This window comes from Serratia sp. CY43202 (assembly GCF_052168755.1).
Classification (GTDB): Bacteria; Pseudomonadota; Gammaproteobacteria; order Enterobacterales; family Enterobacteriaceae; genus Serratia; species Serratia bockelmannii.
Map to the genome: position 1 here is coordinate 35019 of NZ_JBJNMB010000003.1, position 14545 is coordinate 49563.

Annotated in this window: 15 protein-coding genes; 5 read left to right on the forward strand and 10 right to left on the reverse strand. The window is 59.7% G+C overall.

Annotated features, from left to right (window positions below; translation table 11 throughout):
* Nucleotides 1–12: 12 nt before the first annotated feature.
* Entirely contained in the window at nt 13–330 is a 318-nt protein-coding gene (locus ACJ8J5_RS06675; protein ID WP_004932561.1) for a PTS sugar transporter subunit IIB, read from the reverse strand.
* Between the two features lie 420 nt (nt 331–750).
* Complete coding sequence (locus ACJ8J5_RS06680; RefSeq protein ID WP_025301628.1) at nt 751–1644, reverse strand: LysR family transcriptional regulator; 894 nt, start codon at nt 1642–1644, stop codon at nt 751–753.
* Nucleotides 1645–1750: 106 nt separating this feature from the next.
* Between ACJ8J5_RS06680 and ACJ8J5_RS06685 the strand changes: the two genes are divergently transcribed.
* From ACJ8J5_RS06685 to ACJ8J5_RS06700, 4 genes are all read left to right on the forward strand, one after another.
* A complete protein-coding gene (locus ACJ8J5_RS06685; protein ID WP_049294839.1) occupies nt 1751–2551 on the forward strand; it encodes an SDR family NAD(P)-dependent oxidoreductase in 801 nt (266 codons plus the stop codon).
* A gap of 12 nt (nt 2552–2563) precedes the next feature.
* Complete coding sequence (locus tag ACJ8J5_RS06690) at nt 2564–3535, forward strand: aldo/keto reductase (RefSeq protein WP_173889509.1); 972 nt, start codon at nt 2564–2566, stop codon at nt 3533–3535.
* A 30-nt stretch (nt 3536–3565) separates the two neighbouring features.
* Nucleotides 3566–4558: a Vgb family protein gene (locus ACJ8J5_RS06695; protein WP_414104744.1), complete on the forward strand. Its 993-nt coding sequence runs from the start codon at nt 3566–3568 to the stop codon at nt 4556–4558.
* Nucleotides 4559–4751: 193 nt separating this feature from the next.
* Nucleotides 4752–5369, forward strand: coding sequence for a Fic/DOC family protein (locus ACJ8J5_RS06700; RefSeq protein WP_025301624.1), 618 nt, complete (start codon nt 4752–4754; stop codon nt 5367–5369).
* Here ACJ8J5_RS06700 and ACJ8J5_RS06705 read toward each other — a convergent pair.
* Nucleotides 5366–5533, reverse strand: coding sequence for a hypothetical protein (locus ACJ8J5_RS06705; RefSeq protein WP_162882342.1), 168 nt, complete (start codon nt 5531–5533; stop codon nt 5366–5368). The genes ACJ8J5_RS06700 and ACJ8J5_RS06705 overlap by 4 nt on opposite strands.
* A gap of 397 nt (nt 5534–5930) precedes the next feature.
* Between ACJ8J5_RS06705 and mutS the strand changes: the two genes are divergently transcribed.
* Nucleotides 5931–8486, forward strand: a complete 2556-nt coding sequence (mutS, locus tag ACJ8J5_RS06710) for a DNA mismatch repair protein MutS (protein WP_414104743.1) — start codon at nt 5931–5933, stop codon at nt 8484–8486.
* A 79-nt stretch (nt 8487–8565) separates the two neighbouring features.
* Here mutS and rpoS read toward each other — a convergent pair whose 3' ends face one another.
* The 7 genes from rpoS to ispD form a co-directional block, all read right to left on the reverse strand.
* Nucleotides 8566–9564 carry an RNA polymerase sigma factor RpoS gene (rpoS, locus tag ACJ8J5_RS06715; protein ID WP_004932578.1) on the reverse strand — a complete coding sequence of 333 codons (999 nt, stop codon included), beginning with the start codon at nt 9562–9564 and terminating at the stop codon, nt 8566–8568.
* A 54-nt stretch (nt 9565–9618) separates the two neighbouring features.
* Nucleotides 9619–10614, reverse strand: a complete 996-nt coding sequence (nlpD, locus tag ACJ8J5_RS06720) for a murein hydrolase activator NlpD (RefSeq protein WP_025301622.1) — start codon at nt 10612–10614, stop codon at nt 9619–9621.
* 325 nt (nt 10615–10939) lie between these two features.
* Nucleotides 10940–11566: a protein-L-isoaspartate(D-aspartate) O-methyltransferase gene (locus ACJ8J5_RS06725; RefSeq protein ID WP_004932585.1), complete on the reverse strand. Its 627-nt coding sequence runs from the start codon at nt 11564–11566 to the stop codon at nt 10940–10942.
* Nucleotides 11560–12321: a 5'/3'-nucleotidase SurE gene (gene surE / locus ACJ8J5_RS06730; RefSeq protein WP_060434262.1), complete on the reverse strand. Its 762-nt coding sequence runs from the start codon at nt 12319–12321 to the stop codon at nt 11560–11562. The genes ACJ8J5_RS06725 and surE overlap by 7 nt, the downstream gene beginning before the upstream one ends.
* Nucleotides 12302–13348 (reverse strand): tRNA pseudouridine(13) synthase TruD, encoded by a 1047-nt coding sequence (gene truD / locus ACJ8J5_RS06735; protein WP_414104742.1) that lies wholly within the window; start codon nt 13346–13348, stop codon nt 12302–12304. Before truD ends, surE begins: the two co-directional genes overlap by 20 nt.
* A gap of 4 nt (nt 13349–13352) precedes the next feature.
* Nucleotides 13353–13826: a 2-C-methyl-D-erythritol 2,4-cyclodiphosphate synthase gene (gene ispF, locus ACJ8J5_RS06740; RefSeq protein WP_151428285.1), complete on the reverse strand. Its 474-nt coding sequence runs from the start codon at nt 13824–13826 to the stop codon at nt 13353–13355.
* Nucleotides 13827–13836: 10 nt separating this feature from the next.
* Entirely contained in the window at nt 13837–14544 is a 708-nt protein-coding gene (gene ispD / locus ACJ8J5_RS06745; protein WP_414104741.1) for a 2-C-methyl-D-erythritol 4-phosphate cytidylyltransferase, read from the reverse strand.
* Nucleotide 14545 lies beyond the last annotated feature (1 nt).

Here is a 14545-nt window from a genome sequence, read left to right on the forward strand (position 1 = left end):
GGCGGCCTCCTGTTATTGATTGGCTTTCTTGATGGCGGCCACCGCGGCCTTCAGTACGCCCAGCCCATCGACCTTGCCGTACAACAGCGGATCGATGACTTCAACAGGTTTATTGGGCAGCTGTTTCTGCACTTCCGGCAGGGTGTAGGCGATCTGCGGCCCCAGCAGGATCAGATCCGCTTCAACGCCTTTCTCCGCGGCCAGCGCTTCCGGATAGGCGGCGATGATCACCGGCACTTCATATTTTTCGGCCTGCGCCTTCATTTTTGATACCAACAGGGAAGTGGACATACCGGCAGAACAAAACAGATAGATTTTTTTCTTTTCCATACCAAGCACCTCAGATAATCAAAAAAACCCGGTGTTATTTGTATGCCAGATGCAATCACGATTGCTTCACGCACATTCCTTATGAAAATTTCCGTCACGTTGCCCTGGTTACAGACAGTATACGGAGCATGAAAAACGGATCGGTAAGCCAAGAGGAGACAGAACCGTCTCTCATTGACCTGATGGATTGACCCTCTTCACATTTTGCACAAAAAAATAGTGTGACCGGGCTCTCAAATAACCGCCAAAAACTCAGAATATTCTTAATAAATAATCAAATAACAATTATAAACAGCAAGTTATGAACTCGCTGAGAATTTAAGAGGTTATTTGCGCCTGAACAAACGGCGAGGGAATAAAAATAGTTCAAGCTTGATTCGGCTGCTGCCATCCGAACGCGACGGCAGCAGGCGAAGAGGATTACATGGGCAGACGCAGCAACTCGATCACCGTGGCCAGCGCCACGGAATGGTTCCTGCGGTTGGGGTAATAGAGGTAAAAACCGGGAAACGGCGTGCACCAGTCGGCCAGCACCCGCCGCAGCCGCCCGCTCGCCAGGTATTCTTCCACCTCCTGCTCGATGGCAAAAGCGATGCCGACGTTCGCCAGCGCCGCCTGCACCATCATCCTGCCGTCATCGAGTATCAACGGGCTGTTAACCGCCACAGAAAATCGCTGCTCCCCCTGCTGAAAAGCCCATTTGTAGCGCTCGCCTGAAGAGGCTTTGCGCCAACCGATGCAACGGTGCTGCAGTAAATCCCGCGGATGCGTCGGCTCGCCGTGCCGCTGAAAATAGTCCGGCGTGGCGACGATGGCGAAACGCAGATCCGGTGTCAGGCGCACCGCGCGCATATCGTTATGCAGGTCCTCACCGAGCCGGATGCCGGCGTCAAAACCTTGCTCGACGATATTGGCGAACCCCTCGTCCGCCACCACTTCCAGCGTAATGCCGGGGTATTCGCTGGCCAACCGCCCCAGATGCGGCACGATGGCGAGATCGATCGCAGAACGCGGCGCGTTGATGCGCACCAGGCCGCGCGGCCCTTCGCGAAACGCATTCAGGCTCTCGAGCGCGGCGTCGATGTCGGTAAAAGCCGGCACCAGCTGCGCCAGCAGATGCTCTCCGGCCTCCGTCGGCGAGACGTTGCGGGTGGTGCGGTTCAGCAGGCGAATGCCCACCTGCGCCTCCAGTTCGCGCAGGGTGTGGGTCAGCGTCGGCGGCGTCACGCCCAATCGGGCGGCGGCGCGGCGGAAGCTGCGTTCACTGGCGATAGCCACGAAGGCCGCCAGGCCGGACAGTTCGGGTTTCTTCATGCTATTGATATAAATTATCTAATAGTGAGATGAATTTTTAGCGGATAGTTATCCGTCATCTAACAACATAGCATTGCGATCGAACCCATTACCAGGTATCGATGCGATGATTAATGCTACAGCTCCAACCCATGAAACGCCGCGCCGTCTGGCAGACAAAGTCGTACTGGTGAGCGGCGGCGGTACCGGTATCGGCCGCGCTGCGGCGCTGGCCTATGCCCGCGAGGGCGCCAAAGTCGCACTGGTCGGCCGGCGCGCGGCGGAGATCGAAGCCACGGCGCGCGATATCGCGCTAGCCGGCGGTGACGCCCTGCCCATCGTGGCCGACGTCTCCCTGGAAGACGATATCCGTAGGCTGCTCGCCGCAGTGACCGCCCACTACGGCCGGCTCGACGTCGCTTTCAACAACGCCGGCATCATCGGCAACTTCGCCCCCATCACCGAACAGAGCAGCGAGGATTTTGACCGCGTGATCGCCATTAACCTCAGAGGCGTCTGGCTGGCGATGAAATACGAGATTGAAACCTTCCTGGCACAGCATTCAGGCGGCGTGATCATCAACACCTCCTCCTGGCTGACCCACGGCGCGCTGGCCGGCTCATCCAGCTACTCCGCCAGCAAAGGCGCGCTCGATGCGATGATCCGCGCGGTGGCGCTCGAATACAGCGGCCAGGGCATCCGCGTCAACAACATCAACCCCGGCATCATCGACACGCCGATGGCGCGCGGCAGCGTGGCCGACAGCGCGGCGTTCGCGCCCTTTATCGCCCATACGCCCGCCGGCCGCTTGGGCGAATCGGAAGACATCGGCGATGTGGCGCTGTGGTTGGCGACGGACGAGGCCCGCTTCATCACCGGCCAAAGCCTGCTGGTGGACGGCGGTTACACCATCGCCGGCATGCGCTGAGGAGACGACGCCATGAACTACGTTCGGCTTGGCGACAGCGGCCTGAAAGTGTCTCGTCTCTGCCTGGGCTGCATGACCTATGGCGAGTCGGCCTGGCGCCCCTGGGTGCTGAAGGAAGATGAAGCGCGCCCCTTTATCCGCGAAGCGCTGGAAGCGGGCATCAATTTTTTCGATACCGCCAACATTTACTCCGGCGGAGAAAGCGAGCGCATTCTCGGCCGCGCCCTGAAGGCGTTCGCCCGCCGCGAAGACGTGGTGATCGCCACCAAGGCCTACTTTCCGATGGACGCGCAGCCGAACAGCCGAGGGCTGTCGCGCAAGCACCTGCTGCACAGCGTCGACGCCTCTTTGCAGCGGTTGGGGACGGATTACCTCGATCTGTTTGTACTGCACCGCTTCGACACCGAAACGCCGATCGAAGAAACCGCCGACACCCTCGATGGCCTGGTGCGGGCGGGCAAGATCCGCTATCTCGGCGCCTCCTCGCTGCACGCCTGGCGCCTGATGAAAATGCTGGCCTTTCAACGTCAGCACCGCCTGGCGCCGTTTATTTCGCTGCAGAGCCAATACAACCTGGTGACGCGTGAAGACGAAGAGGAGCTGATCCCGCTGTGTCTGGAGGAGGGGCTCAGCCTGACGCCCTGGTCGCCACTGGCCCGCGGCGTGCTGGCCGGTTCCGGTAACGCCGGCACGCTGCGCGCCGCCACCGACGAACAGGCGCCCCGTTGGTACGGCGGCAGAAACGAAGTGGAACGCACCGTCGCGGCGGTCGCGGAGGTGGCGGCCACGCGCGGCGTTCCACCGGCGCAGATCGCGCTGGCCTGGCTGCTGACCAAACCCGGCGTGGCGTCGCCGCTGGTGGGCATGTCCAAGCCGCACCATCTGCAGGATGCGCTGGCAGCGCTCACCCTCAGGCTATCGCCGGAAGACCTCGCCGCGCTGGAGGCGCCAATGGCACAGGCTGCCCGCCCCGAGCGCTGGTAGCCCCTTTTCCGTCATTCCAGGAGAGAAGACATGTCATATGCGCTTACCGCGCGAGCAGCGTTGTTCACCCTCGCCGCCGCACTCCCCCTGACCACTCCGGCGCAGGCCGCCGCCAATACCCACTGCGCCGAAAGCAGCATGACGCTGCCGCCCGGCGCGCTTTATCCCAACGGCATCGCCCGCGCGACGGACGGCACGTTGTATGTCGGCCTGATCACCAGCAGCAACGTGCTGCGCAAGCGGCCGGGTAAAGCGTGGGAAACCTTTTTCCCTGGCGCTGACACGGTGTTCGCCTCAAACGCGCTGCGGCTGGACGAACGGCGCGGGTTGCTGTGGGGCAATTCGCCGGACTTCCTTTCCGGCGGCAAAACGCGGGCCAACCGCATCTATGCGCTGAACGTCGCGGATGGCACCCTCAACCGCAGCCTGGCACTGCCGACGGGGGAAATGGGCAACGATATCGTGCTCGGCGCAGACGGCACGGTGTACGTAACGGAAACCCGCGGCGGCGGCATCCTGCGCCTGCGGCCGGGCGAAGCGGCATTCAGTACGCTGTTTCAGGATGCGCGATTGGCGGCCCCCAGCGGGCTGGGCGCCGCCGGGATCGTGCTGCTCGACGATCGGCTGATGGCTGTCGCCAATTTCGGCACCGGTAAGCTTTATACCCTCAGCTATAACGATCCGCAGCCGCAGCTGACGGAAATGCAGCTGCCGCGCCTGATTGAAAACCCGGACGGAATGGGATTGGCGCCGGACGGCGCGCTGATCGTGCTGGAAAACGGGATCCAGAGCGGCCAAGGGCGGATCCTGCGGATCCCGTCACCCAAGGCGGCAGGGATGCACCAACTTGAGGTCTTGCGCGAAGGCATGGAGTCGCCGGTTAACCTGACTATCACCCCACAAGGCTGCGCCTTCGTCAGCGAGTCGCGCATCCGCCACCGTCTGCTGCCCGGCCATGAAACCGAAGTGCCCGACAGTTTCCGCCTCTATCAACTGCCCCTGCCTCTCACCGCCGCGCAATAAAGTCGCCCCCCCACTGCGGGCGGCGACTTGCGTTGTATCGTTAACATCCAATAAATTGAAACTATTTACTTCGATGCCATTAATCAGACTTATGATTAATCCTAACTTAATAACCTGATTTTAATTAAATTGTTCCGCCGCGTATCGCTGATTATACTTGCCTTATCTCCCGCCTCATTTATCGAGCGTAAGCATGAGCCGATACCATGTTTCCAGCAGCGAAGGCCAATATGAGAAAGAATCCGGCGAGCAAGTTCTAGCCAACAAGCTGGGTATTGCCGATAGCAATGAACTCGACGATGCCGAATTGGTATTGCTGGAACAGCTCTACCATTCCATTTTCGAACAGCATTTTCCATTAGGGAAAATCACCGTCGAGATGATCAAGGGCTGGCATCGCCGCTGGTTAGGCAATATCTATGCATGGGCTGGTCAAGCAAGAACTGTCAATATCAGCAAAGGGGGCTTTATGTTTGCCCCTTCGACGCGATTGCCCAAACTACTGGACGATTTCGAGGTGGAATACCTGGCCCGTTACACACCTTGCTCAGCCATGAGCGAAGAACAGCTGATAGAAGCGATTGCGATAATCCATGTTGAACTGATACTCATACACCCTTTCAGAGAAGGGAATGGCCGTTTGTCACGGCTGTTGGCCGATGTGATGGCGGTTCAGGGCGGGCATAAACCGTTGGATTATCAAAGCTGGGAGCAAAACAGAGCCCAGTATATCTCAGCGATTCACTCAGGTATGAACATGAACTACGAACCAATGAAACACTGGGTCAGTCAAGCACTAAGAAGATATTAGGCAAGGCGCAAATGAGCAAATTTTTTACGCGCTTCTTCTAAAGAAGCTTCAACTCTGGCTGAGGGTTGACCTGTTTCAACCGCCGTTGATGTCGCCACGGAACGCGCAATGTCCGTACGGGACGGCTTGGCATAACCCACCTGCACTTTTTTGCTGTTACTCATGACAACCTCTGTTCGCAAATTTGTTGAAGACATTATATCAAGGAATGTAAAGGACTTCATTCCCTTGCCTCTCACTCCCGAGCCATAGCCTCACCACCACTCCGTGCGGCGACACTTGCGTTGTTGCCCGCAGGCGAACGACAATCTCGCTGCGTTACAAACCGGCCTTGCGCAGCGCTTCCCATTTTTACCTGTGACAGCCGATTGCCCGCTAGGCTAGTATAAGCGTCTGTGCAAACCTCGGGTTTGAGCGCGCCGTTTGGCGTTTTGATGATTTGATTTGCGCCGCTCGCCAAGCGCTAAAGGGGGGCGGCGCCTGCTGAAACAATGTGATAGCGAATGACGACAATGAAAATCACAGTTCCCTTTACATTCAATGGATTGGAAAAATAATCGCATGAATAGCACCGATAAACTCGATTCGCACACACCAATGATGCAGCAGTACCTGCGCCTCAAGGCCCAGCATCCTGAAATCCTGCTGTTCTACCGCATGGGCGACTTCTACGAGCTGTTTTACGATGACGCCAAGCGCGCTTCCCAACTGCTGGATATCTCGCTGACCAAACGCGGCGCCTCGGCGGGTGAACCGATCCCGATGGCCGGCGTGCCGCACCACGCGGTGGAGAACTACCTGGCCAAGCTGGTGCAGCTTGGCGAGTCCGTCGCCATCTGTGAGCAGATCGGCGATCCGGCCACCAGCAAAGGGCCGGTCGAGCGCAAAGTGGTGCGTATCGTCACCCCCGGCACCATCACCGACGAAGCGCTGCTGCAAGAACGCCAGGACAACCTGCTGGCGGCGATCTGGCAGGATGCGCGCGGCTTCGGTTATGCCACGCTGGACGTCAGCTCCGGCCGCTTCCGCGTCGCCGAGCCGCAGGATTTGGAAACCATGGCTGCCGAGCTGCAGCGCACCAATCCAGCCGAGCTGCTCTACCCGGAAACCTTCGAACAAATGGCGCTGATCGAACAGCGCCACGGCCTGCGCCGCCGCCCGCTGTGGGAATTCGAACTGGAGACCGCACGCCAGCAGCTCAACCTGCAGTTCGGCACCCGCGACTTGACCGGTTTCGGCGTCGAGCAGGCGCATCAGGCGCTGCGCGCCGCCGGCTGCCTGCTGCAATACGTCAAAGATACCCAGCGTACTTCGCTGCCGCACATTCGCGGCATCACTATGGAGCGCCAGCAGGACGGCATCATCATGGACGCCGCGACCCGCCGCAACCTGGAGCTGACGCAGAGCCTGTCCGGCGGCAGCGACAACACGCTGGCGGCGATCCTCGATCGCACAGTCACGCCGATGGGCAGCCGCATGCTGAAACGCTGGCTGCACATGCCGACCCGAGACATCAAGGTGCTGACCGCCCGCCAGCAGGCGATCGGCGCATTGCAGGAACTGTTCGCCGATCTGCAGCCTTCGCTGCGTCAGGTGGGCGATCAGGAGCGAATTTTGGCGCGCCTGGCGCTGCGTACCGCGCGTCCGCGCGATCTGGCGCGCATGCGTCATGCTTTCCAGCAATTGCCGGACATCCGCGCGCTGCTGCAAGACGTGGACACCCCGCACGTGCAGCAGTTGCTGGCGCAGGTGGGCCAGTTTGACGAGCTGCGCGAGCTGCTGGAGCGCGCGGTGATTGAATCGCCGCCGGTATTGGTGCGCGACGGCGGCGTGATCGCCCCCGGTTACAACAGCGAGCTGGACGAGTGGCGCGCGCTGGCCGATGGCGCCAGCGACTACCTCGACCGGCTGGAGATCCGCGAGCGTGAAAAGCTGGGGCTGGATACGCTCAAGGTCGGTTTTAACGGCGTACATGGCTACTACATTCAGGTGAGCCGCGGCCAAAGCCATCTGGTGCCGATCCACTATGTGCGCCGCCAGACGTTGAAAAACGCCGAGCGCTACATCATCCCGGAATTGAAAGAGTACGAAGACAAAGTGCTCACCTCCAAGGGCAAGGCGTTGGCGATCGAGAAAAGCCTGTACGACGAACTGTTCGATCTGCTGCTGCCGCACCTGGCGGAGCTGCAGCAGAGCGCCACCGCACTGGCCGAGCTGGACGTGCTGGCCAACCTGGCCGAGCGCGCCGATACCCTGAACTACGCTTGCCCGACCATGAGTGAGCAGCCGGGGATCCGCATTACCGAAGGCCGCCACCCGGTGGTGGAGCAGGTGCTGAGCGAACCGTTTATCTCCAACCCGCTCACCCTGTCGCCGCAGCGCCGCATGCTGATCATTACCGGCCCAAACATGGGCGGTAAAAGCACCTATATGCGACAAACGGCGCTGATCGTGCTGATGGCGCACATCGGCAGTTACGTGCCGGCCACCAAGGCCACCATCGGCCCGGTGGATCGCATCTTCACCCGCGTCGGCGCGGCGGACGATCTGGCTTCCGGCCGCTCCACCTTCATGGTGGAGATGACCGAAACCGCCAACATCCTGCACAACGCCACCGAGCGCAGCCTGGTGTTGATGGATGAAATCGGCCGCGGTACCTCCACCTACGACGGCCTGTCGCTGGCCTGGGCCTGCGCCGAGAACCTGGCTAACCGCATCAAGGCGATGACACTGTTCGCCACCCACTACTTCGAACTGACGACCCTACCGGAGAAAATGGAGGGCGTGGTCAACGTGCATCTGGACGCGCTCGAACATGGCGACACCATCGCTTTTATGCACAGCGTACAGGACGGGGCTGCCAGCAAAAGCTATGGCCTGGCGGTCGCCGCGCTTGCTGGCGTGCCGCGCGACGTCATCAAGCGCGCCCGCCAGAAGCTGCGCGAGCTGGAGTCTATCTCCAGCCACACCGCTTCGGGCAGCGTCGATGCCACCCAGATGACGCTGCTGCAGGAAGAGGCCTCGCCGGCGGTTGAAGCCCTGGAAGCGCTGGATCCGGATTCCCTGTCGCCGCGCCAGGCGCTGGAATGGATCTACCGGCTGAAAAATATGGTGTAATCAGGCGCCAGACGCAGGCATAAAAAAACGGTGAGCATAATGCTCACCGTTTTTATTTGATGCGGTTCAACAACCGGCGTTATTCGCGGAACAGCGCCTCAATGCTCAGGCCCTGCATCTGCAGAATCTCACGCAGACGGCGCAGACCTTCAACCTGAATCTGACGGACGCGCTCGCGCGTCAGGCCAATCTCCCGGCCTACGTCTTCCAGCGTCGCCGCTTCATAGCCCAGCAGGCCGAAACGACGCGCCAACACTTCACGCTGTTTGGCGTTCAGTTCGAACAACCATTTGACGATGCTTTGTTTCATATCATCGTCTTGCGTGGTGTCTTCAGGCCCGTTGTCCTTCTCGTCGGCCAGAATGTCCAGCAGCGCTTTCTCCGAATCCCCGCCCAGCGGCGTATCCACCGAGGTGATGCGCTCATTCAGGCGCAGCATGCGGCTGACGTCATCCACCGGCTTGTCGAGTTGCTCGGCAATCTCTTCAGCGCTCGGTTCATGATCCAGTTTATGGGAAAGCTCACGCGCGGTGCGCAGATAGACATTCAGTTCTTTGACGATATGGATAGGCAAACGAATAGTACGGGTTTGGTTCATGATCGCCCGTTCAATCGTCTGACGGATCCACCAGGTTGCATAAGTGGAGAAGCGGAAACCGCGCTCCGGGTCGAATTTTTCCACTGCGCGAATCAAACCGAGGTTACCTTCTTCGATCAGATCCAGCAGCGCCAGACCGCGGTTGCTGTAGCGACGGGCGATTTTCACCACCAGCCGCAGGTTGCTTTCAATCATGCGACGGCGGGACGGCACGTCACCGCGCAGAGCACGCCGCGCAAAATAGACTTCTTCCTCTGCGGTCAGCAGAGGTGAATAACCGATCTCACCCAGATAGAGCTGCGTCGCATCCAATACGCGTTGCGTAACGCCTTGAGACAACAGCTCTTCTTCCGCTAAATCGTTCTCGCTGGTCTCTTCTTCTACCAGCGCTTTTTCATCAAACGACTCGGCCTCAGCTCCATTCTCGTCGAAATCCGCATCATCATGTAACTCGTTAACTTTCAGCGTATTTTGGCTCATATGCTGCTCCTACCCGTGATACCGCGAGCAGAATCTCAGCGTATTCTGCCCAATCTATCGCTGCGGAAGATAACGCAGCGGGTTTACGGATTTCCCCTTGTAACGAATTTCAAAATGCAAACGTACTGAACTGGTACCGGTGCTACCCATGGTGGCTATTTTTTGACCCGCCTTCACTTCTTGTTGTTCCCGGACCAGCATTGTGTCGTTATGAGCGTAGGCGCTCAGGTAATCATCATTATGTTTGATGATGATTAGATTACCGTAACCCCGTAAAGCGTTGCCTGCATACACTACGCGACCATCGGCGGTAGCGAAGATAGGCTGCCCACGAGAACCGGCGATATCGACACCTTTATTCCCACCTTCTGATGAGGAAAAGTTATCAATAACCTTACCGTCAGTCGGCCATCTCCAGGTACTGACCGGAGCGCTGTTGCTGACGGTGCTGCTCACGGGTGGAGCGGCTTCCGGCGCGGTAACAGGCGCAGTCGCGGTCCCAACCGCTGCGGCACCTGCTGCAGGTAACATCTTACCTACATTCTGTTTACCCGAGTTTTCAGAATACGCGTTAGTTGATTGAGAATCAACCGTTGCCGTCTGGATCTGGGCGCTGGAAGGTGGCTTCGGAACGCCGCCTTTGGTCGCGTCTGTCGTCGCCAACATGCCGCCGCCGCCGTTGGCAGAACCATTACCAAGCTGAATGGTTTGACCAACATTCAGGCTGTATGGCTCGGGAATATTGTTGCGCTGCGCCAGGTCGCGGAAATCATTGCCGGTGATCCAGGCGATGTAAAACAGCGTGTCGCCGCGCTTGACCGTATAAGTTTCACCGCCGCTGTAGCTCCCTTTTGGGATGGCGTTATAACTACGATTATAGACAATGCGGCCCTCTGGGCTGGCCTGCTGCACTCCGCCATTATTATTGCCGGATGGAACGGCGCCGCCGCCCACACTGCTGATAGGGGCCGACGTCGAGGCCGTATTCGTACAACCCGCCAACCACAAACTTACCATCGTACACACCGCTACCCGGCGTAACGTAATCATTGGGCTTCCCGTGCTCATGCTTCCCCCATGACAGCAATATCAGTGATATATCCAAAATACCCTTTACATCGTAGCCGAGCTTTTGCCACTTCCCAGTTTCTGCGATGTAAAGGCGCCGCCGGCCGATCCCTGAACGCCAGGTCATCTCCCGCCGGAGCATCAAAACGCGCGCCAATGCTAACCACATTGGCGTCGCCGCACCATAAGACAACTACGTAGAAAGGCCAATTCTAGTGAAAATTAGCCTGATTGGAACGAGAAAACCTTATCCGCACGTGATGAAAGTGCAACAGATTTTGCAGACGGTCGAAAAATCAGACAATCGCTAGGCCAATTCGCCTTTCACCAGCGGCACAAAGCGCACCGCTTCTACCGCATCGACCACGAAATCGTTGCCATGACGCTGAATGCGTTTGAGGGTTTGGGCCTGCTCGCCCACCGGCAACACCAAAATGCCGCCGTCGTCCAGCTGCTCCACCAGCGCCTGCGGGATCTCCGGCGGCGCGGCAGTGACGATGATCGCATCGAATGGGCCGCGCGACGCCCAGCCCTGCCAGCCGTCGCCGTGGCGAGTGGAAACATTATGAAGATCGAGCTGCTTCAGGCGGCGCTTGGCCTGCCACTGCAGCCCCTTGATGCGCTCGACAGAACAAACGTGTTGCACCAGATGCGCCAGGATGGCGGTTTGATAACCGGAACCGGTGCCGATCTCCAGCACTCTTGAGGTGGGCTTCAGATTCAGCAGCTCGGTCATCCGCGCCACCATATAAGGCTGAGAAATGGTCTGGCCAGAGCCGATCGGTAATGCAGTGTTTTCGTAGGCTTTGTGATCCAGCGCTTCGTCGACAAAACGCTCGCGCGGCACCGCCTCGATCGCTCTCAGCAGCTTTTCGTCCCGGATCCCTTGCTGACGCAGCTGCGTCAGCAATGTTTGCATACGCTTGTTCACCATTCCCCGCTAACCTCTGCCTTGGTTAACCATGTTGTCACGACTTCCTGCGCCGCGTAGGCGGTCAAATCCACCTGTAGCGGCGTGATCGCCACATAGCCTTGTTCCACCGCCGCAAAGTCGGTATCCGGCCCGACATCAAATTTATCACCAGGCGGCCCGATCCAGTAGAGATTTTGTCCACGCGGATCCTGCTGGCAGAAGACCTTATCGGCAGGATGGCGGCTACCACAGCGAGTGACGCGCAGGCCTTTGACCTCCGCCAGTGGCAAATCCGGCACATTGATATTCAGGATTTTTCCGGTGCGTAACGGTTCACGCTGCAGCGCACGCAGGATGCGGCAGGTAATGGCCGCTGCGGTTGCGTAGTGTTGGTGACCGTTCAGAGACACCGCCAGCGCGGGCAGCCCCAGGTGCCGGCCCTCCATCGCCGCCGCGACGGTGCCGGAATAGATGACGTCATCGCCTAAATTCGGTCCGGCGTTAATGCCGGAGACGACGATATCCGGCGCCGGGCGCATCAATGCGTTGACGCCAAGATAAACGCAGTCGGTCGGCGTCCCCTGCAGCACCGCGATATCGCCGTTGGCCAGCGTCTGCGTGCGCAGCGGCGACTCCAGCGTCAGGGCGTTGGAAGAACCGCTGCGGTTACGATCCGGCGCCACGACCTGCACCTCGGCGAACTCCCGCAGCGCCGCCGCCAGCACCTGAATACCCGGGGCGCTGACGCCGTCATCGTTACTCAGCAATATCCGCATCACTGTTATCCTGCTGCATGATTTCGCGAACTACGCTGGTGGCGAAGCTGCCTGCTGGCAGCCAGAAGCGCAGTTCCACGGTAACGTCATCCCACCAGTTCCACTGCAAATTTTGCGGCTGCAACAGCAGGGCCCGACGAGCGGGGTCGACACGCTCGCGCTTTAAAAGCGTAAGCAATTCCGGTTGTTCCGCCAAGCATTGTTGTTCAAAAGCCAAGGCTTTGCCGGCGGTGCCTGGCTCACCGTCGCCCGGCAACGCCGCGGTGACAACCAACTCGCCGGCATCCAGCCGTTGCTGCAACGTCTCCAGCTCATCGGCCTTGGCGACGAACCAGCTGCCGCGGCCGCTCAACTGCAGGGCGTCCCCCTCCAGCACGGTGCGCTGCAGGCCGTCGGTCAGGCGCCGGCCGACTATCAGATTGAACAGCGCGCTGCGGCTGGCGGAAAGGTAGAAGCTGCGTTTGCTGCGCTCTTTGACGCGGATTTCGTCGTGTGCCCAGCGACGCGCCATCACCAGATTGTTGCCGCCGCGGCCGAAGCGCTGGCTGCCGAAATAGTTTGGCACGCCCTGCGCGGCGATAGCCTGCAGACGGTTTTCCACGTCCTGACGATCGGAAATGTGGCGCAGCACCAGCGTAAAGTGGTTGCCCTTCAGGTTGCCGATGCGCATTTTGCGCAGGTGGCGGGCGAACGAGAGCACCTCGCAGCCTTCCAGCGCAAACTGTGAGAAATCCGGCGTGTCCTTGCCCGGCATATGCAGGCAGAACCACTGTTCGGTCACCGCGTGGCGATCCTTCAAGCCGGCATAGCTGACGGAACGGGCGTGAATACCGGCGAAGCGCGCCAGATAGTCGGCCACGAACTGGGTATTGCAGCCGTTTTTACGGATGTTCACCAGCACGTGCTCGCCTTCGCCGTCCGGCGCAAAGCCCAGGTCTTCCACCACCACGAAATCTTCCGGATTGGCTTTCAACACCCCGGTGCTCTGCGGCCGGCCATGCAGCCAGGTCAGATTCGCCATATCCATGCGGTTATTCCTTAACCAGCAAGGCGACCGCTTCGCACGCGATGCCCTCGCCGCGCCCGGTGAAGCCGAGCTGCTCGGTGGTCGTGGCCTTCACGTTGACGTCATCCATATGGCACTGCAGATCTTCCGCCAGGAAGACGCGCATCTGCGGGATGTGCGGCGCCATTTTCGGCGCCTGAGCGATAATCGTGATATCGAGGTTACCGAGGCGGTATCCTTTGGCGCGGATACGTTTCCAGGCTTCGCGCAGCAGCTCGCGGCTGTCCGCGCCCTTGAAAGCCGGATCGGTATCGGGAAACAGCTTGCCGATATCACCCAGCGCCGCAGCGCCCAGCAAGGCGTCGGTCGCGGCGTGCAGCGCAACGTCGCCGTCGGAATGGGCCAGCAAACCTTTGTCGTAAGGGATGCGAACGCCACCGATCACCAACGGGCCTTCGCCGCCGAATTTATGTACGTCAAAACCGTGACCGATACGCATGGTGCGCTCCTTAATTGTCTAACTGAGTCAAATAGAACGCCGCCAGCGCCAAATCCTCCGGCCGCGTTACTTTAATGTTGTCCGCCCGGCCGGCGATCAGCTGCGGATGATAACCGCAATGCTCCAGCGCCGAGGCTTCGTCGGTGACGTTAGCGCCTTCATCCAGCGCGCGCTGCAGGCACTGCTTGAGCAGCGGCAGCGGAAACAGCTGCGGCGTCAGCGCATGCCACAGATCCTGCCGTTCGACGGTGTGGGCGATGGTGTCGCGGCCAGGTTCGGCGCGTTTCATGGTGTCACGCACCGGCGCGGCAAGAATGCCGCCGACCTTGCTGTGTGCGGTGATCGCCAGCAGGCGCTCGAGATCGTCGGCGTGCAGGCAGGGGCGCGCAGCGTCATGCACCAGCACCCAGTCCGCATCGGCCGCGAGCTTCAGCCCGGCCATCACCGAATCAGCGCGCTGTTTGCCGCCCTGAGTGACGGTCACCCGCGGATCCTGGGCGATGGGCAGCCGTTCGAACTGGCGATCTTCCGGGCTAATCGCCACGATCACCCGTTCAATGCGCGGGTGGCGCAACAGGGCATGGATAGCGTGTTCGACGATGCTGTGCCGGCCGATGGTTAAATATTGCTTCGGGCATTCCGCCTGCATGCGGCTGCCGATACCGGCAGCGGGCAGGACGGCAATCACCGAGGGAAAGGTGCCTGCGGAGTGATTCATG